Origin of the sequence: Duganella sp. CF458, from assembly GCF_900113115.1 — a bacterium.
Lineage (GTDB): Bacteria > Pseudomonadota > Gammaproteobacteria > Burkholderiales > Burkholderiaceae_D > Rugamonas.
The window spans coordinates 230747-253583 of sequence record NZ_FOOF01000002.1; the positions used below are offsets into that span (position 1 = coordinate 230747).

At 62.6% G+C, this 22837-nt stretch carries 20 protein-coding genes; 9 read left to right on the forward strand and 11 right to left on the reverse strand.

Annotated elements, in window-relative coordinates:
- Positions 1 to 11 precede the first annotated feature (11 nt).
- The gene (locus BM269_RS04290; protein ID WP_090435798.1) at positions 12 to 923 is read left to right on the forward strand and encodes a YihY/virulence factor BrkB family protein; all 912 of its coding nucleotides are present in this window, start codon (positions 12 to 14) and stop codon (positions 921 to 923) included.
- Here BM269_RS04290 and BM269_RS04295 read toward each other — a convergent pair.
- Entirely contained in the window at positions 920 to 2224 is a 1305-nt protein-coding gene (locus BM269_RS04295; RefSeq protein ID WP_090435799.1) for an ATP-binding protein, read from the reverse strand. The two genes, BM269_RS04290 and BM269_RS04295, sit on opposite strands and share 4 nt — an antisense overlap.
- 224 nt (positions 2225 to 2448) lie before the next feature.
- Here BM269_RS04295 and BM269_RS04300 point away from each other — a divergent pair, with 224 nt between their 5' ends.
- Positions 2449 to 3324 (forward strand): MipA/OmpV family protein, encoded by an 876-nt coding sequence (locus BM269_RS04300; RefSeq protein ID WP_090435800.1) that lies wholly within the window; start codon positions 2449 to 2451, stop codon positions 3322 to 3324.
- Positions 3324 to 4019: a hypothetical protein gene (locus BM269_RS04305; protein WP_090435801.1), complete on the forward strand. Its 696-nt coding sequence runs from the start codon at positions 3324 to 3326 to the stop codon at positions 4017 to 4019. The genes BM269_RS04300 and BM269_RS04305 overlap by 1 nt, the downstream gene beginning before the upstream one ends.
- A gap of 6 nt (positions 4020 to 4025) precedes the next feature.
- Here the strand turns inward: BM269_RS04305 and BM269_RS04310 are convergent, their stop codons facing one another.
- The 7 genes from BM269_RS04310 to BM269_RS04340 form a co-directional block, all read right to left on the reverse strand.
- Complete coding sequence (locus BM269_RS04310; RefSeq protein WP_090435802.1) at positions 4026 to 4706, reverse strand: response regulator; 681 nt, start codon at positions 4704 to 4706, stop codon at positions 4026 to 4028.
- Between the two features lie 125 nt (positions 4707 to 4831).
- Positions 4832 to 5959: an acyl-CoA dehydrogenase family protein gene (locus BM269_RS04315; protein WP_090435803.1), complete on the reverse strand. Its 1128-nt coding sequence runs from the start codon at positions 5957 to 5959 to the stop codon at positions 4832 to 4834.
- Positions 5960 to 6032: 73 nt separating this feature from the next.
- Positions 6033 to 6701 (reverse strand): SDR family oxidoreductase, encoded by a 669-nt coding sequence (locus BM269_RS04320; RefSeq protein WP_090435804.1) that lies wholly within the window; start codon positions 6699 to 6701, stop codon positions 6033 to 6035.
- A gap of 5 nt (positions 6702 to 6706) precedes the next feature.
- On the reverse strand, positions 6707 to 7906 hold the full coding sequence (locus tag BM269_RS04325) for an acetyl-CoA C-acyltransferase (RefSeq protein ID WP_090435805.1): 1200 nt from the start codon (positions 7904 to 7906) through the stop codon (positions 6707 to 6709).
- Positions 7899 to 9719, reverse strand: coding sequence for a bifunctional isocitrate dehydrogenase kinase/phosphatase (aceK, locus tag BM269_RS04330; protein WP_090435806.1), 1821 nt, complete (start codon positions 9717 to 9719; stop codon positions 7899 to 7901). The genes BM269_RS04325 and aceK overlap by 8 nt, the downstream gene beginning before the upstream one ends.
- A gap of 23 nt (positions 9720 to 9742) precedes the next feature.
- Positions 9743 to 10927 (reverse strand): isovaleryl-CoA dehydrogenase, encoded by a 1185-nt coding sequence (locus BM269_RS04335; protein ID WP_090435807.1) that lies wholly within the window; start codon positions 10925 to 10927, stop codon positions 9743 to 9745.
- Between the two features lie 66 nt (positions 10928 to 10993).
- On the reverse strand, positions 10994 to 11395 hold the full coding sequence (locus BM269_RS04340) for a MerR family transcriptional regulator (RefSeq protein WP_090435808.1): 402 nt from the start codon (positions 11393 to 11395) through the stop codon (positions 10994 to 10996).
- A gap of 48 nt (positions 11396 to 11443) precedes the next feature.
- Between BM269_RS04340 and BM269_RS04345 the strand changes: the two genes are divergently transcribed.
- Together BM269_RS04345 and BM269_RS04350 are read left to right on the forward strand one after the other, a co-directional pair.
- On the forward strand, positions 11444 to 12508 hold the full coding sequence (locus BM269_RS04345) for an MBL fold metallo-hydrolase (protein WP_090435809.1): 1065 nt from the start codon (positions 11444 to 11446) through the stop codon (positions 12506 to 12508).
- Positions 12509 to 12777: 269 nt separating this feature from the next.
- Positions 12778 to 13188 carry a hypothetical protein gene (locus BM269_RS04350; RefSeq protein WP_028103511.1) on the forward strand — a complete coding sequence of 137 codons (411 nt, stop codon included), beginning with the start codon at positions 12778 to 12780 and terminating at the stop codon, positions 13186 to 13188.
- Between the two features lie 209 nt (positions 13189 to 13397).
- Here BM269_RS04350 and BM269_RS04355 read toward each other — a convergent pair whose 3' ends face one another.
- The 3 genes from BM269_RS04355 to BM269_RS04365 form a co-directional block, all read right to left on the reverse strand.
- Positions 13398 to 13979: a UbiX family flavin prenyltransferase gene (locus BM269_RS04355; RefSeq protein ID WP_090435810.1), complete on the reverse strand. Its 582-nt coding sequence runs from the start codon at positions 13977 to 13979 to the stop codon at positions 13398 to 13400.
- Positions 13972 to 14289, reverse strand: a complete 318-nt coding sequence (grxD, locus tag BM269_RS04360) for a Grx4 family monothiol glutaredoxin (RefSeq protein ID WP_090435811.1) — start codon at positions 14287 to 14289, stop codon at positions 13972 to 13974. The genes BM269_RS04355 and grxD overlap by 8 nt, the downstream gene beginning before the upstream one ends.
- Before the next feature lie 240 nt (positions 14290 to 14529).
- A complete protein-coding gene (locus BM269_RS04365) occupies positions 14530 to 16878 on the reverse strand; it encodes a Tex family protein (protein ID WP_090435980.1) in 2349 nt (782 codons plus the stop codon).
- Positions 16879 to 17083: 205 nt separating this feature from the next.
- Between BM269_RS04365 and BM269_RS04370 the strand changes: the two genes are divergently transcribed.
- From BM269_RS04370 to BM269_RS04385, 4 genes are all read left to right on the forward strand, one after another.
- Positions 17084 to 20206, forward strand: a complete 3123-nt coding sequence (locus tag BM269_RS04370) for a DEAD/DEAH box helicase (protein ID WP_090435812.1) — start codon at positions 17084 to 17086, stop codon at positions 20204 to 20206.
- Positions 20207 to 20210: 4 nt separating this feature from the next.
- Positions 20211 to 21242 carry a PAS domain-containing sensor histidine kinase gene (locus BM269_RS04375; protein ID WP_229204498.1) on the forward strand — a complete coding sequence of 344 codons (1032 nt, stop codon included), beginning with the start codon at positions 20211 to 20213 and terminating at the stop codon, positions 21240 to 21242.
- An 87-nt stretch (positions 21243 to 21329) separates the two neighbouring features.
- A complete protein-coding gene (locus BM269_RS04380) occupies positions 21330 to 22010 on the forward strand; it encodes a response regulator transcription factor (RefSeq protein WP_055939590.1) in 681 nt (226 codons plus the stop codon).
- A 64-nt stretch (positions 22011 to 22074) separates the two neighbouring features.
- Positions 22075 to 22788, forward strand: a complete 714-nt coding sequence (locus BM269_RS04385; RefSeq protein WP_090435813.1) for a transposase — start codon at positions 22075 to 22077, stop codon at positions 22786 to 22788.
- Positions 22789 to 22837 lie beyond the last annotated feature (49 nt).

Here is a 22837-nt window from a genome sequence, read left to right on the forward strand (position 1 = left end):
AGAATGGGGCGATGCGAATACTCAAGCACAAGGCGGTGGCTTTTGTGCTGGCGCATCCCCTGGACTTCGCCCTCCAATGCCTGAAGGGTTTCCGGGCCAACCAGGGGCTGTTGCTGGCCGGCGCCGTGGCCTATTACTCGCTGCTGTCCATCGTCCCCCTGCTGATGCTGGTGGTGGTGGCGCTTTCCCACATCATTCCGCAGCAGGAACTGCTGCAGATCATCGGCCGCTACCTTGAATGGCTGATTCCCGGCCAGTCGCAGGCTGTGGTGGCTGAGGTCGGCCACTTCCTCGACCACCGCGAACTGGTGGGCTGGGCGCTGGTGCTGGTGATGCTGTTCTTCAGCTCCCTGGCGTTCTCGGTGCTGGAAAATGCCATGTGCTTCATCTTCCTGCACCGCGCCAAGGTGCGCCGCCGCCATTACCTGGTGTCGGCCATCTTGCCCTATTGCTACATCCTGTTCCTTGGCATCGGTGCCCTGGTCATGACCCTCGTTGCAGGCAGCTTGCAAGTGATCGGCGAGGAAAGCGTGCACCTGTTCGGCCACGAATGGTCGCTGCACGGCCTGTCCGGTGTGCTGCTGTACATGCTCGGCCTGGCCGGCGAAGTGCTGATGCTGAGCTCCATCTACCTGGTGATGCCGGTCGGCCGCCTGTCCCTCTCGCATGCCCTGGTCGGCGGCGCCACCGCCACCGCGTTGTGGGAAATCGCGCGCCATGTGCTGGTCTGGTACTTCACCACCCTGTCGCAGGTGAACCTGGTGTATGGCTCGATGACCACGGCCATCGTTGTCATGTTCAGCCTGGAAATCGGCGCCACCCTGCTGCTGTTCGGGGCACAGGTCATTTCGGAATTCGAACGGGTCGGTCGCGGCGAGCAGAACAAGGCGCCGCACCGCCTGCAGACCAAGACTGCCTGTTAAGCGGGCAAGGTAATCGTAAAGCGCGCCCCGCCCAGCGCGGAGCTGCCGGCCACCAGGGTGCCGCCGTGCAGTTGCACCGCCTTGCGCGCGATGGATAAGCCCAAACCGAAGCCGCCGGTATTGCGGTCGCGGCTGCGGTCCAGCCGGTAGAACGGTTCGAAGATGCGTTCGCGCTCGGCGTGCGGGATGCCGGGGCCATCGTCTTCCACCACCACCTGTACCACGCTGCCCATCCGCGCCGCGCCCAGCCGCACCGAGCGGGTGCCGTACTTGAGCGCATTGCGCAGCAGGTTGCCGACGGCCCGTTCCAGCAAGCGCTGGTCGCCGCTGAACTGGCCGAGGGTGGTGCCAAGCTCCATTTCCAGCACCATGCCTTCGGACGGCGGCAGGGTCTCGCGGCAGTGGGCCAGCGCCGAGCCCAGGTCGAAGGCGCGGCGCTCCAGGTGCGGGTCGGCGTCCAGGCGGGTCATGCCCAGCAGCTCGTTGACCAGTTCTTTCAGCTCGCGCAGGTCGCCTTCCATGGCGTTGATGCGCTTGTCCAGCGCCGGGTTTTCCGCCGCGTCGCGCAGCAGCTCCAGCGCGAATTCCAGCCGCGCGATCGGGGTGCGGATTTCGTGCCCCACCGAGTGCAGCAGGTTGCGCTGCGAATCGAGCAGGCGCTCGATGCGGTCGGCCATGTGGTTGATGCGCTCCGCCAACGGATAGATGCTGTCCTTGGGCTCCATATGTGCCCGCGCTCCCAGCTCGCCGCCGCCGAAGCGGTCCGCCACGCCGGACAACTGCTGCAGCCCCTGCCAGTGGGCCCGTGACCATGCGGCGATCGGAATCAGCAGCACCAGGGCCACGATCAGGTAGCGCACCGCCTCCATCGACAGCGCAAAACCGATGTCGATCGGCAGGTCCTGCGCCACCAGCGCCTCCTCGTTGCTGCCGATATAGCGCTCGCCCACCAGGTCCACCCGCCGGTAGAACGCCTTGCGCCTGATGTCCAGCACCACGTCGCCGCGCTCGAAGCCCGCCGCGTCGATGCCGCTCAGCTGCCGGCGCACGTCGCCCAGCGGCACCAGCTCGAAACGCACGCCGGAAACTTCGCGCACCTTGTTCAGGCGGTCCAGCCACTGGTCGGCCGGGGCCTGGTCGATGTATTGCTCGAGGAGGAAGATCTGGGCCGCGGCCTGGCGCCGCGCAATCGAGTCGAGGGGGTCGCCAAACAGGCGGTTGATGGCGAAATAGACGATGAATGCCGCCGCACTGATGGACAGCATCACCAGTATGAAAAAACGGAAGAACAGGCGATTCATCAAGGCGCATTGTATAAGAAACAAGGGCCAGCCGCGAACCGGGCGTACAAATTTCCGACAAAAAGCGTACAGCTCAGGGCGGATTTCGGCCGCCGCCTTTTATATGATGACGCTACCGCTTGGGTGAATTCGCAACGAATTTGAGATAGGGAGCTGAGCGTTTTAGCGGCCTGGGAGGGTATTGCAATTACAATGTCCGCCATTCCCAACCGTACAACTTTGATATGCGACAGTACCTGTTCCTCGTCATTGCCAGCGTCTGCGGCACAGTAGCTGCGCAGACGCCGGCCACCAACCCGATGCCGGACGGCAGCCGGGATATGTATATTGGTGTTGGCGCCCAGTCCGTTCCCCGCTATGACGGTGCGAGTGATCGCCGCACCCTGGCCCTGCCGGTACTCCAGGTCCAGTGGAGCAACGGCGTTTTCGTGTCCGGCACTACCCTGGGCTGGCACCTGTCGCAGTCGCCATCGATGGAATTCGGCCCGATGCTGGCGCTGTCGCCGCGCCGCGACCAGGATGGCGTCTCCTTCAGTTTCAGCGGCGTGTCCGAAGGTTCCGGCGCGCGCATGGCCCACACCAGCTTTCGCCCCGGCGAGTTCAATGAACGCGGGGAACTCGACGCCAACCGGCTGCGCGACATGGACGTGGTCAAGCGCCGGGTCCTGGCGGGCGGCTTCTTCAACTATTACCTGTCGCCCAAGCTGCGCCTGACCAATACCCTGACCTATGGCAGCGGCAGGGAACACAATGGCGCGCGCTTGCATACCGCCTTGCAGTACATGATGGAAGACGTGGTGCCCCACCATACCTTTGTGCTGTCGGCCGGGGTATCGGTGGTCAACCGCGCCTACAACGAGACCTGGTTCGGCGTGACCCAGGAAGAAGCCGATCGCTCCGGCGTGAAGGACTTCTACCGTCCCGGCGCCGGCGTGCAGGACGTGCGCGCCGGCGTGCGCTGGAACTGGGCGCTGAGCCCGAGCTGGATGCTGACGTCCGGCGCCACGGTCAACCGCCTGGTCGGCGACGCCAAGGACAGCCCGCTGGTCGAGCGGTCCACCAACTATTCCATTTCAACCGCCCTGGCTTACCGATTCTGATGAAGACCCTGACCCTGCTCCGCACCACACTCCCGGCTGTATGCCTGGCGGTGGTGAGTTGCGCCGCCCAGGCGCAAGAGGAATGGGTCAGCTATCGCGACGCCTACAAGCAGATGGTGGTATTTGCCAAGTACGGCAAGCCGAAAAACTTCCTGCAGATCCATTATGAAGTCCGGCCGCGCGATCCGTCGGCAACGCTGGAAGGCTTGCACTTGACCCTGACCGGCAAGAATACCCAGCTTAACCTGCCGCTGGATGCAACCGGCCGCGCGGTGTTCCCGCTGCTGAAGGCGGCTTATGACGATAACGCCGTGCTGGCGCTGAACCGCCGCATGGCCGGCTACCGCTTTGCCCCGCGCGTCTCGATCATGGCGCGCAACGACGGCATTTACGAATCGGCCGACCTGCAGGCGGCATGCGAACAAGCGCTGGCCTACCAGCGCTACATCGATTCCTCATATGGGCCGAAGAAGTGCAGCGGGGTGCGTTTCGTGTTCGGCAATCGCGCCGATGCGCTGGTGCAGGCGAAATATGGGCCGCGCGAAGCGCCCCTGCCGGTGGTGGATGGGCCGGCCTTCGACGGCGAAACGCTCGGCACGTACCGCACCGCTACTTACCGCTTCGCCGACTGGTCTTCGCAAGGCCAGGTCGTCAGCCAGAATACGCCGCTGGCGATCGCCCCGCTGTTTGAATAAGCGGTTTCAGTTCCAGGCCGAAGGCGAGAACAGGTAGCCCTCGCCCCAGACGGTCTTGATCTTCTCGCCATCCGTATCGTCGAACTTGCGGCGCAATTTCGAGATCGAGTTATCGATCGAACGGTCCAGTCCATCGAACTCGATGCCGCGCATGGTCTTCAGCAGCGCATCGCGCGACAGCACGGTACCGGCCGATTCCGCCAATACCAAGAGCAGCTTGTACTCGGTATTCGACAGGGGGCACGGCTGGCCGCGCCAGGTGACGGAACGGTCGCTGGTGGCGATGCTCAACTGGCCGAAACTCAGATGGTCCACCTCCGGCTTGCCCTGGCGGCGGCGCAGCAAGGCGCGCAGGCGCGCCAGCAGCACGCGCGGCTGCACCGGCTTGTTGATGAAGTCATCCGCGCCCTGTTCCAGCAGCGACACCTCGTCGTAGGAATCCTCGCGGGCAGTCATGATCAGGATCGGCACGTCGCTGACTTCGCGGATCTGCTGGCTGACCTTCATGCCATCCATGCCGGGCAACATCAGGTCCAGCACCACGACGTCGGGACTGGATGCCTTGAAGCGCGACAGGGCCTCATCGCCGCGCGGCACCACATCGACCTTGAACTCGTAGCCCGCCAGATACTCCGTGACCAGTTCGGCCAGGCGCTCATCGTCTTCCACCAACATCACTTGAACCATGTCTTTCTCCTTATGGCGGACATTTTATAAGAGCTACAAGCACATGGCATATATGCACTTGAAATCCGACAAAGCGATACATTTTGTGAAGCGGTTATCGATTGCGCTCCCGGCCGGGGCGCCCCTTACAGTGCGCGGGCGATCAGCAGTTTCTGGATGTCGCTGGTGCCTTCGTAGATCTGGCACACGCGCACGTCGCGGTAGATGCGCTCCACCGGGAAGTCGGCGGTGTAGCCGTAGCCGCCGTGGATCTGGATCGCGTCGGAGCAGACGCGTTCCGCCATCTCGGAGGCGAACAGCTTGGCCATCGCAGCCTCTTTCAGGCATGGCTGGCCGGCGTCCTTCAGCGAGGCGGCGTGCCAGATCAGCTGGCGCGCGGCTTCCAGCTGCATCGCCATTTCCGACAGCTTGAACTGCACCGACTGGTGCTCGAAGATCGGCTTGCCGAAGGATTCGCGCTCGCGCGCGTACTTCAGCGCCGCCTCGAACGCGGAGCGCGCCATGCCCACCGATTGCGAGGCGATGCCGATACGGCCGCCTTCCAGGCCGGACAGGGCAATCTTGTAGCCCTGGCCCGCTTCGCCGATCATGTTGGCCGCAGGTACGCGGCAGTTCTCGAACAGGATCTGCGCGGTGTCGGACGAGTGCTGGCCCATCTTGTGCTCGATGCCGGCCACGATGTAGCCCGGCGTATCGGTCGGCACCCAGAAGGCGCTGATGCCCTTCTTGCCGGCTGCCTTGTCGGTCACGGCAAACACGATCGCCACGTCGGCATGCTTGCCGGAAGTGATGAACTGCTTGGTGCCGTTGATGACGTAGTCGCCGCCATCCAGGGTGGCAGTGGTGCGCAGGGCGGCGGCATCGCTGCCGGTGTGCGGTTCGGTCAGGGCGAAGGCGCCCAGCATCTCGCCCTGTGCCAGGGGGCGCAGCCACTGCTGCTTCTGCTGCTCGTTGGCGTACATCATGCCGATGCTGCACACCGGGCAGTTGTTCACGGAGATCACGGTGGAGGTGCCGCCATCGCCGGCCGCGATTTCTTCCAGCACCAGCGCCAGCGAGACGTAATCCAGGCCCGCGCCGCCCAGTTCTTCCGGCACGGCGACGCCGAAGGCGCCCAGTGCCGCCAGCTCTTTCAGCTCTTCTTTCGGGAAGTGGTGCTCTTTGTCCCAGCGTGCCGCACTGGGCGCCAGGCGCTCCTGCGAAAACGCACGCAGGGCATCGCGGATCATTTCGTGTTGTTCGTTGAGGATCATTATTATCTTTCTCTACGGCTGGGCTCGTGTCCCGTTTCGGGTGTGACCCCATGGTGGGACACGGGCTCGGCTGTTACCAGCCTATGGGGGAACCGTCGTAGTCTCGGTAGACGGCTTGTTCGGACGCCGGCAGTTCGGCCAGCACCTTGCGCAGTCCGCGCACGCTTTCTTCGACCGACAGCGCGGCGCCGGGGCCGCCCATGTCGGTGCGCACCCAGCCCGGGTGCAGGGCCACGCAAGTGGCGCCCTGGGGGCCGAACTGGTGCGCGGTGTCGACCAGCACCGAGTTCAGCGCGGCCTTGCTGGCGCGGTACAGCGAGCCGGTGCAGCCCTGGCGTTCGCTGAGGGAACCCATGCGCGACGACATCACGGCCAGCTTGCCGCGTCCGGCGCCGACCAGCGGCGCGACGATCGGCAGCAGCCGCATTGCCGACAGCACGTTGGTGTGCATGACGGCGTCGAAATCCACCTGCAGCGGGAAGCCGTCGGTGCGCGGGCCGTATACGCCGGCATTCAGGATGGCGACGTCCAATTGTTCGCCATCCAGCTTCCAGCCCAGGCCCGCCACGGCTTCCACATTCGTTACGTCCAGCCTATGGGCCTCGGCACCCATGTCGGCCAGCATGGCGACGTCTTCCTTGCTGCGGGCCGTGGCGATCACGCGCCAGCCGTCGGCCAGGTACTGGCGGACCAGTTCCAGGCCGATGCCGCGCGAGGCGCCGATAACGAGTGCCAGCGCCATCGTGCTTATACCAGCTCGATGCCCATGGCGGTGGCTTCGCCGCCGCCGATGCACAGTGCCGCCACGCCCTTCTTGCCGCCCTTGGCTTTCAGTGCGCCGATCAGGGTGGTGATGATGCGCGCGCCGGTGGCGCCGATCGGGTGACCCAGGGCGCAGGCGCCGCCGTGCACGTTCACCTTGCTGTGCGGGATGTCCAGGTCGTGCATCGCTGCCATGGGAACCACGGCGAAGGCTTCGTTGATCTCGAACAGGTCGACGTCGCTGACTTTCCAGCCGGTCTTGGCCAGCAGTTTCTGGATCGCGCCCACCGGAGCGGTGGTGAATTGTTCCGGCACCAGGGAGTTGGTGGCGTGGCCGGTGACCTTGGCGATCACGTTGGCGCCCAGCTTCCTGGCGGTGGATTCGCGCATCATGACCAGGGCTGCGGCGCCGTCGTTGATGGAGGACGAGGATGCGGCGGTGATGGTGCCGTCTTTGGCGAACGCCGGCTTCAGCGAAGGGATCTTTTCAACCTTGGCCTTCAGTGGGCCCTCGTCCTTTTCGATCACCACGTCGCCGGCGCGGCCGGATACGGTCACCGGTGCGATTTCCCAGTTGAAGGCGCCGGAAGCCTGTGCAGCCTGCGCGCGCTTGACGGATTCGATGGCGAAGCTGTCCTGCGCCTCACGGGAGAACTTGTAGGCACTGGAGCACTGCTCGGCGAAAGTGCCCATGGAACGGCCGGCGCCGGTCTTTGCGTCGCGGGTGTAGGCGTCTTCCAGGCCGTCGTACATCATGTGGTCGAACATCATGCCGTGGCCGATGCGGTAGCCGCCGCGTGCCTTGGGAATCAGGTAAGGCGCGTTGGTCATGGATTCCATGCCGCCTGCCACGATCACTTCGGCCGAACCGGCGGCGATGGCGTCGTAGGCGAAGATTGCTGCCTGCATGGCGGAGCCGCACATCTTGGACAGGGTCACGGCGCCGGCGGAGACCGGCAGGCCGGCCTTGATGGACGCCTGGCGTGCCGGAGCCTGGCCCTGGCCTGCCATCAGGCAGTTGCCGAAGTAGACGTGTTCGACCGCTTCCGGCTGGATGCCGGCGCGTTCGACGGCGGCCTTGATGGCCACCGCGCCCAGGTCATTGGCGCTCAGGCTGGCGAAGTCGCTCTGGAATGCACCCATTGGGGTACGTGCTGCGCCGACGATTACGATAGGGTCATTCATTTTCAAAGGTCTCCAAAAGGGAAGGTGCTTGCTTCGCTGCCTCTGGCAGCGAATCTCGGTTGCGGAAACGGACGTGCTGCGGATACGGGAACACGTCCTCAATGACACCACTGGCGATCAGCTCTTTTTTCCTGGCCCACCAGTGAGGCGAGAGCAGGTCGGCGTGGTGCTTCATAAAGTATTTTCGGATTTTCGCGTTGCCGAGCAAGAACTTGTCGAACTGCTCGGGAAACACGTCGTGCTTTCCGATCGGGTACCACGGCTCGGCGGACATTTCGTCTTCCTCGTTGCGCGGTGCCGGAATCACACGGAAGTTGCAGTCCGTGAGGTATTCAATTTCATCGTAGTCGTAGAAAACGACACGCTTGTGACGGGTGACACCGAAATTCTTGTACAGCATGTCACCCGGGAAGATATTGGCCGCCACCAGGTCCTTGATGGCGTTGCCGTACTCGATGATGCCGTGTTCCATGGCCGCGTCGTCGCCCACTTCATCGGCGTGCGACAGGAACATGTTCAGCGGCACCATGCGGCGTTCGATGTACAGGTGCTTGATCACCAGCTGGTCGCCTTCTTCTTCGATCAGCGATGGCGCGAAGTGTTTCAGCTCCATCACCAGCTCTTCGCTGAAGCGGTTGCGCGGGAAGGCGACGTTGGAGTATTCCAGCGTGTCGGCCATGCGGCCCACGCGGTCGTGGTGTTTCACCAGCAGGTACTTGCCCTTGATCTGCTCGCGCGTGGTTTCCTTCGGCGCCGGGTAGAAATCCTTGATCACCTTGAATACGTAAGGGAAGGATGGCAGCGCGAACACCAGCATCACCAGGCCGCGGATGCCGGGGGCGATCGCGAACAGGTCGGACGAGTGTTTCAGGTGCTGCAGGTAGTCGCGGTAGAAGGCGTTCTTGCCCTGCTTCTGCAGGCCGAGGATGGTGTAGATCTCGCTGCGCGGCTTGAGCGGCAACAGGTTGCGCAGGAACTGCACGTAGGCCGACGGCACCTCCATGTCGACCAGGAAGTAGGCGCGTGTGAACGAAAACAGCAGCACGATGTCCTGCTGCCCGGTCAACACGGCATCCAGTATCAGTTGCCTGTTCTTGTTATGCAGGATCGGCACCACGAAAGGCAACTCGCGGCTGCCGTTGATGGCGCGGCCGACGATGTAAGCGCCTTTGTTGCGGAAGAACAGGCTCGAAAGAATCTGGATCTGCGCATTCGGCTCCAGCTCGCCGAACAGGTCGGACAGCCGCTCCTCCACCAGCGCGACATCGCGCGACAGGTTGGCGAACGGCGTATTGAGCTGGAAATTGGTGACGATGCGCTTGAGCGTGAAGGTCAGGCCATCCTGGCCCGGGTAGTACACGCGGTAGGTCGGCGCAACTTCTTCGGTGTCGATGTACTCGGTTGAGACGACCGGGCGCACGAAAATGAACTCGTTGTGGAAGTAGGAGCGGTGCAGGATGTTGCAGCAGACGGAGTTGAAGAAAGTCTCCGCCAATTCCGGCTGCTTGTGGCCGGACAGCATGCCGATGTAGTGCAGCTTGAGTTCGCGCCACACTTCGTCGGTCAGTTCGGACGGGTCGTACTCGTCCTCCAGCATCTGCACGCATTCCTGCACGCGCTTGTCGTAAAAGTCGATCCGTTCGCGCGCCGCGACCTGGGCCACCGCCCAGTCGCCTTGCTCGAAATGCCGCTTGGCCGCCTGCGCCGCCTGCCGGAACAGGCGGTAGTGCTTGTCGAACCCCTCGCGGATGGTGCGCGCGATGTCGAACGCGATTTGCGACGACAGCAGCTTGGGGAAGGCGGCGTGGATCATGGCGGCCTTGGGCTCAGCCTTGCTTACTTGGTCTCGGCGAACAGTTCGCGGCCGATCAGCATGCGGCGGATTTCGCTGGTGCCGGCGCCGATTTCATACAGCTTGGCGTCGCGCCACAGGCGGCCGACCGGGTATTCGTTGATGTAGCCATTGCCGCCCAGGGCCTGGATTGCCTCGCCGGCCATCCAGGTTGCCTTCTCGGCCGAGTACAGGATGGCGCCGGCGGCGTCCTTGCGCAGTGCGCGCACTTGCTCAGGCGAGGTGGCGCGGTCGCAAGCCTGGCCCACCGCGTAGACGTAGGCGCGACAAGCCATCATGGTGGAATACATGTCCGCCAGCTTGCCCTGCATCAGCTGGAATTCGCCGATCGGCTGGCCGAACTGCTTGCGGTCGTGGACGTAAGGCACCACGGCATCCATGCAGGCCGACATGATGCCCAGCGGGCCGCCGGACAGCACGGTGCGTTCGAAGTCCAGGCCGGACATCAGCACGTTGACGCCCTTGCCCAGGCCGCCCAGCACGTTCTCGGCCGGCACTTCGCAATCCTCGAATACCAGCTCGCCGGTGTGCGAGCCGCGCATGCCCAGCTTGTCCAGCTTCTGGGCGATCGAGAAGCCCTTGAAGCCTTTCTCGATCAGGAAGGCGGTCATGCCGCGCGGGCCTGCTTCGATGTCATTCTTGGCGTACACCACCAGGGTGTCGGCGTCCGGGCCGTTGGTGATCCACATCTTGGTGCCGTTCAGCACCCAGCGGTCGCCCTTGAAGTCGGCGCGCAGCTTCATCGACACCACATCGGAGCCGGCGTTCGGCTCGGACATGGCCAGCGCACCCACGTGCTCGCCGGAGATCAGTTTCGGCAGGTATTTCTTCTTCTGTTCTTCGGTGCCGTTGCGCTTGATCTGGTTGACGCACAGGTTGGAGTGCGCGCCGTAGGACAGGCCGACCGAGGCGGAGGCGCGCGAAATTTCTTCCATCGCGATGATGTGGGCCAGGTAGCCCATGTTGGCGCCGCCGTATTCTTCGCCGACGGTAATGCCCAGCAGGCCCAGTTCACCCATCTTGCGCCACAGGTCCATCGGGAACTGGTCGCTGCGGTCGATTTCAGCGGCGCGCGGGGCGATTTCGGCGGCGGCGAACTGCTGTACCGCTTCGCGCAGGGCGGCGATGTCGTCGCCGTGATCAAAGGTCAGGCCTGGGAGATGGAGCATGTCTTCCTCTATTGGTGTTGGGTATTGAAGCGCAAATGATACGCCTGAGTGACGTTAACGTAAACGTCAAGCAGATGTTTGCTTTTCGGCAAGTGCGGCCAGCAGGCGCCGGCACTCTTCCTCGTGGGTAGCGATCTCTTGCAGCGACATTTCGATGTCTTCGCGCTGTTGTTCCAGCGTCTCGCGGTGTTGCGACAACACGCCCAGGAAACGGTTCATCTGGGCCTCGGTGTCTTTGGGCGACTCATACATGTCGACCAGGCTCTTGATCTCGCTCAGCGACAGGCCGATGCGCTTGCCGCGCAGGGTCAGCTTGAGGCGGGTGCGGTCGCGCGGCGTATACACGCGGTTGCGGCCGCCGGCCCCTTCGCGCGATGGCGCCAGGAGGCCCTGGTCCTCATAGAAACGGATGGCGCGCGGAGTGATATCGAACTCGCGGGCCAGTTCGGTAATGGTGTAGGTCGGCATGGCTTACAATGGATCTTCCGTTTACGTAACGTCAATCTATTGTACGCCATGAACCCGCTCGAATCCCAGCTGGGCTATCCGTTTGGCGACGCCCTGCCGGCCAGCGGCACGGTGCGCGAAGTTGCGCCCGGCGTGGCGTGGATGCGCTTGCCGTTGCCGTTCGCCCTCGACCACATCAACCTGTGGCTGCTGCGCGAAGCCGGCGGCTGGAGCGCGGTCGATTGCGGCGTGGCATTGGATGCCAGCAAGGAGGCTTGGGATGCCGTGCTGGCCGGGCCGCTGGCGGGCCAGCCCTTGCGGCGCGTAGTGGCCACTCACTGTCATCCCGACCATGTCGGGCTGGCCGATTGGCTGTGCCAACGCTTCGGTGTCGCGCTCTGGATGACGACCGGCGAGTATGCGTTCGCGCGCATGATGTCGGCCGGGCTGCCCGGTGTCGATGGCCCCGCGGCCGTGCCGCACTTCGAGCGCCACGGCCTGGCCGACCCCGAGATGCTGGAAAAAATGCGTTCGCGCAAGAGCTACTATCCTGCGCTGGTGCCGTCGCTGCCCGCTTCCTACGTGCGCCTGCAGGACGGCCAGTCGGTCGCGGCGGGGGATGGCAGCTGGCGCGTGATCACGGGTTTTGGCCACTCGCCAGAGCACGCCGCCCTGTACTGCGAGCAGCTCAATGTGCTGATCTCCGGCGACATGGTGTTGCCGCGCATCTCCACCAATATCTCGGTGTTCGCCGTCGAGCCGGAAGCCAACCCGCTGCAGCAATACCTCGATTCCTTGCAGCGTTTCGCCAGCCTGCCGGACGACGTGCTGGTGCTGCCTTCGCATGGCCGGCCGTTCCGCGGCCTGCACACCCGCATCCAGCAATTGCGCGATCACCACGACGCCCGCCTGGCCGAGGTGCTGGCGGCCTGCACCGGCCAGCCGCGTTCTGCGGCGGAGATAGTACCAATCATGTTCCGCCGCCCGCTCGATGCGCACCAGCTCAGCTTCGCGTTGGGCGAAGCGCTGGCCCATCTTCACAAGCTATGGCGGGATGGTATCGTGCGCCGGGATACCGGGAATGACGGCATCATCAAATTCATAAAGGCGCATAAAGTTACCGGCGGTCTGTAATACCAGCCGACCGGTCGACAACAAAGACCGCCCCTAGGTTTGTAGTCGCAAATCAACTTTATTTCTAAAGTTGTAACCGATTGCTTGTCGTCCTGACAAGTAGATTCTGCTGAATTTTTCCGTTTCTACCAAAAGAAATTCGGGTTAGCAGAGCGGGAAATCGGACAGTCTGTAGCGCCAATTGTTAATTGTTGTAATCTGCAATTGTCACAATTGGTCTGATAATTCTAGAGACTGACATTCATGTTGTGACATGAAATAGTGCAACTATGAATTCTTCAAACGAACGTGAAAGCTTTAGCCAGCGACTCCAGCAGGCTTTGAAAAACGCCCACTATTCTCCGGACAGCCCAACCCGGCTGGCGCGGGAGTTCAACATCAGGTTCGAGGGGCGGCCGATTACGGTCCACGCGGCCCGAAAATGGCTGGTTGGAGAGGCGATTCCGACCCAGGAAAAGCTGCGCATGATCGCGCAGTGGCTTGGCGTTCCTGCTGAATGGCTGCGCTTTGGCGGTGCCGAAATCGAGCACCATAATGGGGACACGAACGGTAGCAACCTGGCCCGCTTCGAGTCGGCGGACGTCAAATTGATCGCCGATTTGCAACGGCTGGACGATCATCACAAGCAAATTGCGCGCGAATTTATTCGTATGCTGGTGCGGGTCAACTACCAAAAGTAACAGAACGACACCATTTGCCCTGCCCAAAACAGGACAAATAGCTTTCGAAGTCACGTCCGAGTTTCCCTTAGCGCGCCGACTCCCGGCGCGCCACCCCGAAGTGTCAAGATGATGTTTTTGGCACTGCCGGCATGGTGTCCTGCCATGTCACAAACAACCATACCAGTTTGTAACAAACTTGATACATTGGCCCGCAAAGGCGCATGTTTTCAGGGGTTCATGCCATTCCAGCGAGGGGCCAGATTGTGACATATGCCGAATAGGTCGATCACCCGGGCTACGCTGTGGTCCACCATTTCATCGATGGTTTTCGGCTGCTGATAAAAACCTGGCAATGGCGGAAAGATAATGCCGCCCATTTCGGTCACGGCCGTCATATTGCGCAGGTGTGCAAGGTTGAACGGCGTCTCGCGCACCATCAGTATCAGGCGGCGGCGTTCCTTCAGCATCACGTCGGCGGCGCGGGCAATCAGGTTGTCCGACAGGCCATGCGCGACCGAAGCCAGGGTTTTCATCGAACAGGGAGCGATGACCATGCCGTCGGCCTGGAACGAGCCGCTGGCGATGGAAGCGCCGATATTGTTCTGCTTGTGGACGACATGGGCCAGCGCTTCGACTTCCTTGCGCTGCATGCCAGTTTCCTGGTGGAGGGTGAGGACTGCGGCGTCGGAGACGACCAAATGCGTCTCAAGGCCGGCAATATTGCGGAGGTGCTGCAGCAGCCGCACGCCATACACGGCGCCGGTGGCGCCGGTGATGGCAATGACCAGCCGCTGCGGGCGATCAGCCATTGTTGTCCAGCAGGGCCTTCAGTTCGCCGGATTCATACATCTCGGACATGATGTCGGAACCGCCGATGAACTCACCGCGCACATACAGTTGCGGGATGGTTGGCCAGTTCGAGTATTCCTTGATGCCCTGGCGCACTTCCGCATCGTCCAGCACGTTAACGGTGGCGATGTTCTCAACGCCGCAAGCTTTCAGGATCTGGATGGCACGGCCGGAAAAGCCGCACTGTGGGAATTGGGCGGTGCCCTTCATGAACAGCACGACCGGGGTGTTGGTCACGGTTTCTTTGATCCAGGTTTGTACGTCGCTCATTGCATTCTCACTGCTAAGGATTGGAATCCCGCCATTTTACCGCGAAACGGCGATTGGCCAGTTGACTCAGGTCATGCCCCAATGCCCTACAAGTCGGTGCCAGGTCTGTCATTCGGACAGCTAACCCCAACCTTTGATTTAGGTCAATACGCAAAAAGCGGCAAAATCGCGTGTTGAGGCAGATCAAATCATATCAGCTGTCCGATTGACAGACCTGGCACCGACTCGTGGCTCCGACTGTTAACCGCGCAGCTTGGCGAAGGCGGCGGCCATCGAGCCTTGCTGGGCTGGCTCGCGCGATTGCTGCTTTTGCTGCTGGCCCATGGCGCGGCGGTCGTTGCGGTCGCTGCGCTGTTCCGGACGGGAGCCGGCCGCCGGCGCGCTGTCGCTCAAGCGCATGGTCAGGGCGATACGCTTGCGTTTCGCGTCCACTTCCAGCACTTTCACTTTTACCACCTGGCCGGCTTTCACCACCGTGTGCGGGTCTTTGACGAAGGTGTTCGACAGCGCGGAGATGTGAACCAGACCGTCCTGGTGCACCCCGATGTCGACGAAGGCGCCGAAGGCGGCCACATTGGTCACCACGCCCTCCAGGATCATGTCCACGCGCAGGTCGCTGATCTCTTCCACGCCTTCCTTGAAGGTGGCGGTGGTGAACTCAGGGCGCGGGTCGCGCCCCGGCTTTTCCAGTTCCTTGATGATGTCGGACACGGTCGGCACGCCGAACTTGTCATCGGCGTACTTGGCTGGGGACAGCGATTTCAGCAGCTTGCTCTCGCCGATCACGCCGCGCACGTCCTTCTGGATGTCGGCCAGGATCTTCTCGACCACCGGATAAGACTCAGGGTGCACCGCCGATGCGTCGAGCGGGTTCTCGCCGCCCATCACGCGCAGGAAGCCGGCCGCCTGCTCGAAGGTCTTGTCGCCCAGGCGCGGCACGTTCTTCAACGCGGCGCGGGAGGCGAAGGCGCCCTTCATGTCGCGGTACGTCACGATGCTCTGCGCGACGCTGGTCGACAGGCCGGAGACGCGCGCCAATAGCGGCGCGGAGGCGGTATTCACGTCGACTCCGACCGCATTCACGCAATCTTCCACCACCGCGTCCAGCGAACGCGCCAGCTGGGTCTGCGATACGTCGTGCTGGTACTGGCCCACGCCGATCGATTTCGGATCGATCTTCACCAGTTCCGCCAGCGGGTCTTGCAGGCGGCGCGCAATCGACACGGCGCCGCGCAGCGACACGTCCAGCTCAGGCAGTTCGCGCGAGGCGTATTCGGAAGCGGAATAGACCGAGGCACCGGCTTCCGACACGACGATCTTGGTCAGCTTCAGTTCCGGGCATTGCTTGATCAGGTCCTGCGCCAGCTTGTCGGTCTCGCGCGAGGCGGTGCCGTTGCCGATCGAGACCAGCGACACATTGTGCTTGGCGGCCAGTTGCGACAGGGTGTGCAGCGCGCCGTGCCAGTCGTTGCGCGGCTGGTGTGGATAAATGGTGGCCGTATCCACAACCTTGCCGGTGGCATCGACCACGGCAACTTTCACGCCGGTGCGCAGGCCCGGGTCCAGGCCCATGGTGGCGCGCGGGCCGGCGGGCGCGGCCAGCAGCAGGGCTTTCAGATTGGTCGCGAACACCGTGATGGCGTCCAGTTCGGCTTTTTCGCGCAGCGCGCCCATCAGTTCGGTTTCCAGGTGCATGAAGGATTTCACGCGCCAGGTCCAGCGCACGGTATCGGCCAGCCATTTGTCGGCCGGGCGGCCGGCTTGCTTGATGCCGAAGCGGGCCGAAATGCGGCTTTCGCAGGGATTATGCGGCGCGTCCCATTTCGGCTTTTCCTCTTCGGAATCGAGGCGCAGGGTGACGTCGAGCATGCCTTCCCGGCGTCCGCGCAGCAAGGCCAGGGCACGGTGCGACGGCACGGCGGCCAGCGGCTCGGAATAATCGAAGTAATCGGCGAACTTTTCGCCCTCTTCTTGCTTTCCGTCAACAACTTTGGATTCAACTACGCCATGATCTTGCACATATTCGCGCAGCGATTGCAGCAGGGTGGCGTCTTCCGCGAAGCGTTCCATCAGGATCTGGCGGGCGCCGTCCAGGGCGGCTTTGGCGTCGGCTACGCCAGGATTCTTGCCGTCGGCGGTTTCGAAGGCTTCGCGCAGGTAGCCGGCAGCCTGTTCGTCCGGGTTCAGGGCCGGGTCGGCCAGCAGGGCGTCGGCCAGCGGGGCCAGGCCGGCTTCGATGGCGATCTGGGCCTTGGTGCGGCGTTTGAGCTTGTAAGGCAGGTAAAGGTCTTCGAGGCGGGTCTTGTCCTCTGCGTGCATGACCGCATCTAGCAGCTCCGGCGTCATCTTGCCTTGCTCGGTAATCGAATTGACGATCGCTTCGCGGCGCTCTTCCAGCTCGCGCAGGTAGCGCAGGCGCTCTTCCAGGTTGCGCAGCTGGATATCGTCCAGGCCGCCGGTCGCTTCCTTACGGTAGCGGGCGATAAACGGGACGGTGGCGCCTTCGTCCAGCAGGGCGATGGCGGCGGCGACCTGGGCCGGCTTGGCGGCCAGTTCGAGGGCGAGGCGTTGTTCGATAGAAGGCAGCATTGCGGTGTTCCAAACGTAGAAGGCCGAAATCATACAACGCCCGCATGGCCAACGGGCGCCGGAATAGATTATTATTAATTAGTTAATGTTGTCCGTCTAACTTGTAGTTGCACTAAGTTAGGATTTTCACAAACACGAAAACGTGGAAGGCGGATAATATTGCATGTTGCTGTTTTTGAACCGCTGATTTAAAAGAATGCGCCCAATGGATATTACCCGCGACGAAGCCCGCGAAACTCCAGTCGCACCGGCCCCCTCATCTGCTCCTGTACCTGCCGCTCCGCCCAACCAGCTGCCCTATGCTGTGGCGACGTGGTTGCAGCGGGTGGATGCAGCCGCGCATCCCAAGCCCAAACTGGCCCCGGTCGACATCGACCCGAAACAGACCAACTACAAACTGATTTACGTGCTGGCGCCGACCAGCGGCGGGCGCCATGTTGCGCTGTGCCTGTACAAGGCGCGCATGAAGCCGAACGGCGACGTGGCCGCGGCAACGCCGGTCAGCGAAGTGTTCTCCCTGCTCTCCGCCCCGCCCGCTTTCCTGGCGCCGGGCGATGAAGACCTGGTGCGCTTCTTCGTTGCCATGCGCAGCGGCCCGAATTCCCAGACCGGCAGTGCGACCGAGCCGCGCGGCAAGATCGGCGCGGCCCTGCTGCAGATGCTGTCCGAGCAGGACAAGCTGCTGTGGGCGAATTCCTGGTCCGACGTCGGCAACGGCCTGGTCTACCCGATGAAATCGGGCACCATGCGCAATGCCAGCCTGGCCTGGCGCGAAGAAGGCAAGGGCTTGCGCCTCGGCTGGCAGGTCGATGTGCAGGAAGGCGCCAAGCACCATGGCGCGGACCAGATCGACTACATGTTGCCGACCGAGCCGCCGTGGTACATCGACAACCTGTCGACCGGCGTGCTGCAGCTGAACCAGGGCGGCACCACCATTCCGCTGGCGGAACTGCAAGCCCTGGTGGCGCAGGCGCCGTTGCTGATGCCCAACGACAAGATGCGCGTATCGCAACTGCTGCTGGCGCATGGCCTGCAGCAGTTGATGCCGCTGCCGCAGCCGCTGCCGCAGCGCGTGCGCACCGACGTCAAGCCGCGTCCGATCCTGGTGCTCGATTCGGCCCAGCTGGCCGACGGCACGCTGCAGCGCTGGAACGACTATGCCGTGCTGTCGTATGACTATGATGGCGAGCGGGTTTCCTTCGACCCGACGCAGCGCGTGGTGCGCCAGCGCGGCGAAGTGACCGAAATCATCCAGCGCGATGAAGCCGCCGAAGCGGCGGCGCTGGAAATCCTGTCCCAGCTTGGCTTCCGCAAGCCGACCGCCCTGCCGCTGTCGAGCGTGCGCGGCGGCCTGCTGCTGGCCAACCAGGCGGACTGGATCCGCTTTGCCGAATCGGGCATCGATGAATTGCAGGCTGCCGGCTGGCGCGTCGAGAAGTCGCCGAAGTACCGCTACGATATGGTGGCGGTCGACGACTGGTATGCCGAAGTCGAGGAAGAAACCACCGATAACGGCAACGCCTGGTTCGATCTGGAACTGGGCATCACCGTCAACGGCGAGCGCGTGCCGCTGCTGCCGGTGCTGGTGCAGATGATCCGCAATTTCCCCAACGATTTCGGCCCGAAAGCGCTGGCAATCCACGGCGAGTCGGACCAGATGCTGGCTGCCCTGCCGGACGGCACCCGCGTGGCCCTGCCATGGAACCGCCTGCGCCCTATCCTGGCCACGATCGGCGAGCTGTATTTCAGCGACAAGATCCGGCATTCGGTGCGCATGTCCTCGCTGGACGCGGCGCGCCTGGACGAGCTGGCACGCAATGTCGACTTCCAATGGACCGGCGGTGAAGCGCTGCGCGAAATGGGCCGCAAGCTGAACCAGTTCTCCTCCGTGCAGCGGGTGCCGACTCCGGCCGGCTTGCAAGCCACCCTGCGCGATTACCAGACCGATGGCCTGAGCTGGATGCAATTCCTGCGCGAGTACAACTTCGGCGGCATCCTGGCCGACGATATGGGCCTCGGCAAGACTGTGCAAACCATTGCCCACATCCTGGTGGAGAAGGAAGCCGGCCGCCTCGACCATCCGGCCCTGGTCATCGCGCCTACCAGCCTGATGAACAACTGGCAGGATGAAACGGCCCGCTTCGCGCCTGGCCTGAAAGTGCTGCTGTTACAGGGCAAGGACCGCGCCGAGCTGTTCGACCAAATCCCGAAAGTCGACCTGGTGCTGACCACCTACGCCCTGTTGCCGCGCGATGAAGAAAAGCTGCGCGAGCACGATTTCCACCTGGTGATCCTGGACGAGTCGCACTACATCAAGAACACCCGCTCCAAGGCGGCGCAAAGCGCGGGCCTGCTGCGGGCACGCCACCGCCTGTGCCTGTCCGGCACGCCGCTGGAAAACCACCTGGGTGAACTGTGGTCGCAATTCCACTTCCTGCTGCCCGGCCTGCTGGGCGATGAGAAGATCTTCAACAGCAATTTCCGCCACCCGATCGAGCGCCAGGACGACCCGCAGCGGCGCATGCTGCTGAACCGCCGCATCAAGCCCTTCCTGCTGCGCCGTACCAAGGACAGCGTGGCGAAAGAGCTGCCGCCAAAGACCGAGATGGTACGCAAGGTTGAACTCAGCGGCGCGCAGCGCGACCTGTACGAAACCGTGCGCCTGGCCATGGACCAGAAAGTACGCGAGGAGATCGATCGCAAGGGCGTGGCACGCTCCCAGATCGTGATCCTGGAAGCGTTGCTCAAGCTGCGCCAGGTCTGCTGCGACCCGCGCCTGGTGAAGTCCACCAAGAAAGCTGCCAATGCCGGTTCGGCCAAGCTGATCGACCTGATGCAGATGGTGGAAGACCTGCTGGAAGAGAAGCGCAAGATCCTGGTGTTCTCGCAATTCACCTCGATGCTGGAACTGATCGAAGAAGAACTGGAAGCGCGCGATATTCCATATGCCATCCTGACCGGCGAAACGCGCGACCGCGGCGCCCAGGTAGCGGCCTTCCAGCAAGGCGCGGTGCCGATCTTCCTGATCTCGCTGAAGGCGGGCGGCGTGGGCCTGAACCTGACGGCGGCCGACACCGTGATCCATTACGATCCATGGTGGAATCCGGCTGCCGAAAACCAGGCCACCGACCGCGCCTGGCGTATCGGCCAGGACAAGCCGGTGTTCGTGTACAAGCTGATCGCCAAAGGCACGCTGGAAGAAAAGATCCAGCTGCTGCAGCAGAAGAAGTCGGACCTGGCGCAATCCGTCCTGGCCGAAGGCGAATCGCAGAAGATGGCATTGACCCAGGAAGACCTGCAACAGATCTTCGCACCGCTACAGGATTGATCCCATGCTGAACGCAGAACACTATCGCCAGATCCTCGACCACAGCAGCGACGTACACTGGATGCTGGACTGCGATAGTGGCCAGCTGCTGTACGTCAGCCCTTCGGCTGAGAAGCTGTTCGGCTACATGCCGGACCGCGCGCAACAGGTGGCGGCGAACCTGATGGGCGAGTTGCCGGAACGGCTGGAAGCCTACGCCTCCGGTGACACCACCCGCCGCCACACTGTGCGCGATACCGAAATGGCGGGGCGCGACGGCGTGATGATCCCGGTTGAAATCGAATCCACCCTGGTGCCCGATGTGGACAGCGGCGTGCTGCGCCTGGTCGGCACCGTGCGCGACATCCGCGAGCGCGTCGAACGCGAGAGGCAGCAAAAGAAATTCGCGTCGATGGTGTCGCATGAATTCCGCACACCGTTGTCGACCATCGATGGCGCCATCCAGCGCCTGGAAATGACGTCGGCCAATGCCGATGAAAACACCAGGAAGCGTTACCGCAAGATTCAGACTGCGGTCGACCGCTTGCTGGAGTTGATCAACGAGTACCTGAGCCCTGAGCGCCTGGCCAGCATTGGGCGCAAACGCCAGGCCGACGAGGTGTCGCCGGAAGCCTTGCTGGAAACCGCGGCCGAGCACGCACGCCAGCGCCGCATCGCCATCACGGTGCGTGCGGAAGGTTTGCCGCAGTGGATGCGTTGCGATCCGCAAGGCATGCGTTTATGTCTCGACATACTTTTAGACAATGCTCTCAAGTACACGAATGACAACGTTGCGATAGAATTACAGGGAAGGAAAGCCAGCGAAGGCGGGGTTGAACTCCTCGTCATCGACCACGGCACTCCCGTTCCGGATGATGAGCTAGGCAAACTCTTCGACAAGGGTTACCGAGGCAAGGCTGCCGCAGGGCATGCCGGTTCCGGCCTCGGCCTGTATATGGCCAGAAATGTTGTTGAGGTCCACGGCGGCACGCTGTCTGTGGAAAATTTGCCTGAAAGCGGCAAGAAATTTCGGATTTGGCTCCCGATCGCTGCTTAAGCCTTGCGCAGCCCGTGACCAACCGTGATAATTCTTCGACGCAAGCCCTAAACCCCGGCTCGCGACTGAATGGAAAATGGCGCATCAATGACGCAAATACTGATCGTGGAAGACAACCTGGAATACGCCGAAGAGATGGCGGATTTCCTGGCTGAACTTGGCCATGTAGTTCACACCACCAACAATGCCCAGGAAATGTGGTCCGCCCTCAGCCAGGGCACCGTGGGCGTTGTCGTGCTCGACCTGGGTCTGCCGGACGAGGATGGTTTCAATGTCATCCCGCGCATGCGCCAGCTCTATCCGCAGATCGGCCTGCTCGTGCTGACCGGCCGCGTCGCTTTCGATTCGCGCATCATGGGCCTGCGCCTCGGCGCCGACCATTACCTGACCAAGCCGATCAAGTTCCCGGAACTGGCCGCCCACATCGAGGCACTGGACCGCCGCGTCGGCCCGCAGGAAGCCATCCCTGTCCCCAGCAAGTGGACCTTGAAAGTGTCGGCCCGCCAGTTGGAACTGCAGGGCCAGGCCATCACGCTGACCGAGAAAGAATGCAACTTCCTGCACCTGCTGACGATCAACACCCGTCCGGTGCCGCGGCAGGTGATCGTGGCCGGCATCGGTGGCGACGATCCGGATGCCGGCCGCCGCGTCGACATGCTGGTGTATCGTTTACGCAAAAAAGCGCGTAGCGGCCTGGGCCAGGATTTGCCCCTGCGTTCGGCTTACGGCGAGGGCTATAGCCTGTCCGCCAGCTTCAACCTGTCTTAATAGGGACAGAGTCAAGCGAACTGGGTAGAATCGGGGTTTCCCGATCCTACCCTTTTTTGCTTTTATGGCCCGTCTGCCCCGCCTCGTCGTTCCCAACCAGCCTCATTACATCATCCAGCGCGGCCTGAATGGCCAGGAAGTGTTCCTGGATGCTGAAGATTTCAGCAGTTTCATCGCCTGGATGCGCGCTGCCGCCCGCCAATACAAGGTGGCGGTGCATGCCTACACCCTGTTGCCGGGCGAATTGCACCTGTTAGCCTCTCCCGGCGACGAAGAAGGCCTGGCCGGCATGATGCAATGGATCGGGCGGCACTATGTCCCTTATTTCAATCAAAAGTACGCGCGTGCCGGCACTTTATGGCAGGGCCGCTACAAAACCTCGGTGGTGGAAGCCGAGCGTTACCTCATTTCTTGTTCCAAATACATCGAATTTGCCGCGGTGCGGGCGCGCTTGGCCGAAGGGCCGGAACATTACCAGTGGTCGAGCTATCCGCACCATGCCGGGATCCGGCAGGACGGCGCGGTGAATGACCATCCTATCTACTGGGCGCTGGGGAATACGCCGTTCCAGCGCGAGGCTGCGTATATAGAACTGGCAGCGCAAGGGCTGGCGGGGGCGGAAACGCGGGCGATCGAGAGCGCGGCGCTGAAGGGGTGGCCATTGGGTAGCGACCAGTGGAAGGCAGAGCTGGAACGGCGCATGAAGCGACAGGTATTGCCGGCTAAGCGGGGGCGGCCGGCCAAAACCGGTTCTGGCGCTCACTCTGTCCCTAATTAAATTTTGCAGCGACCGTTGCTGAATTAATTCGACTCCGACCCTAATTGTT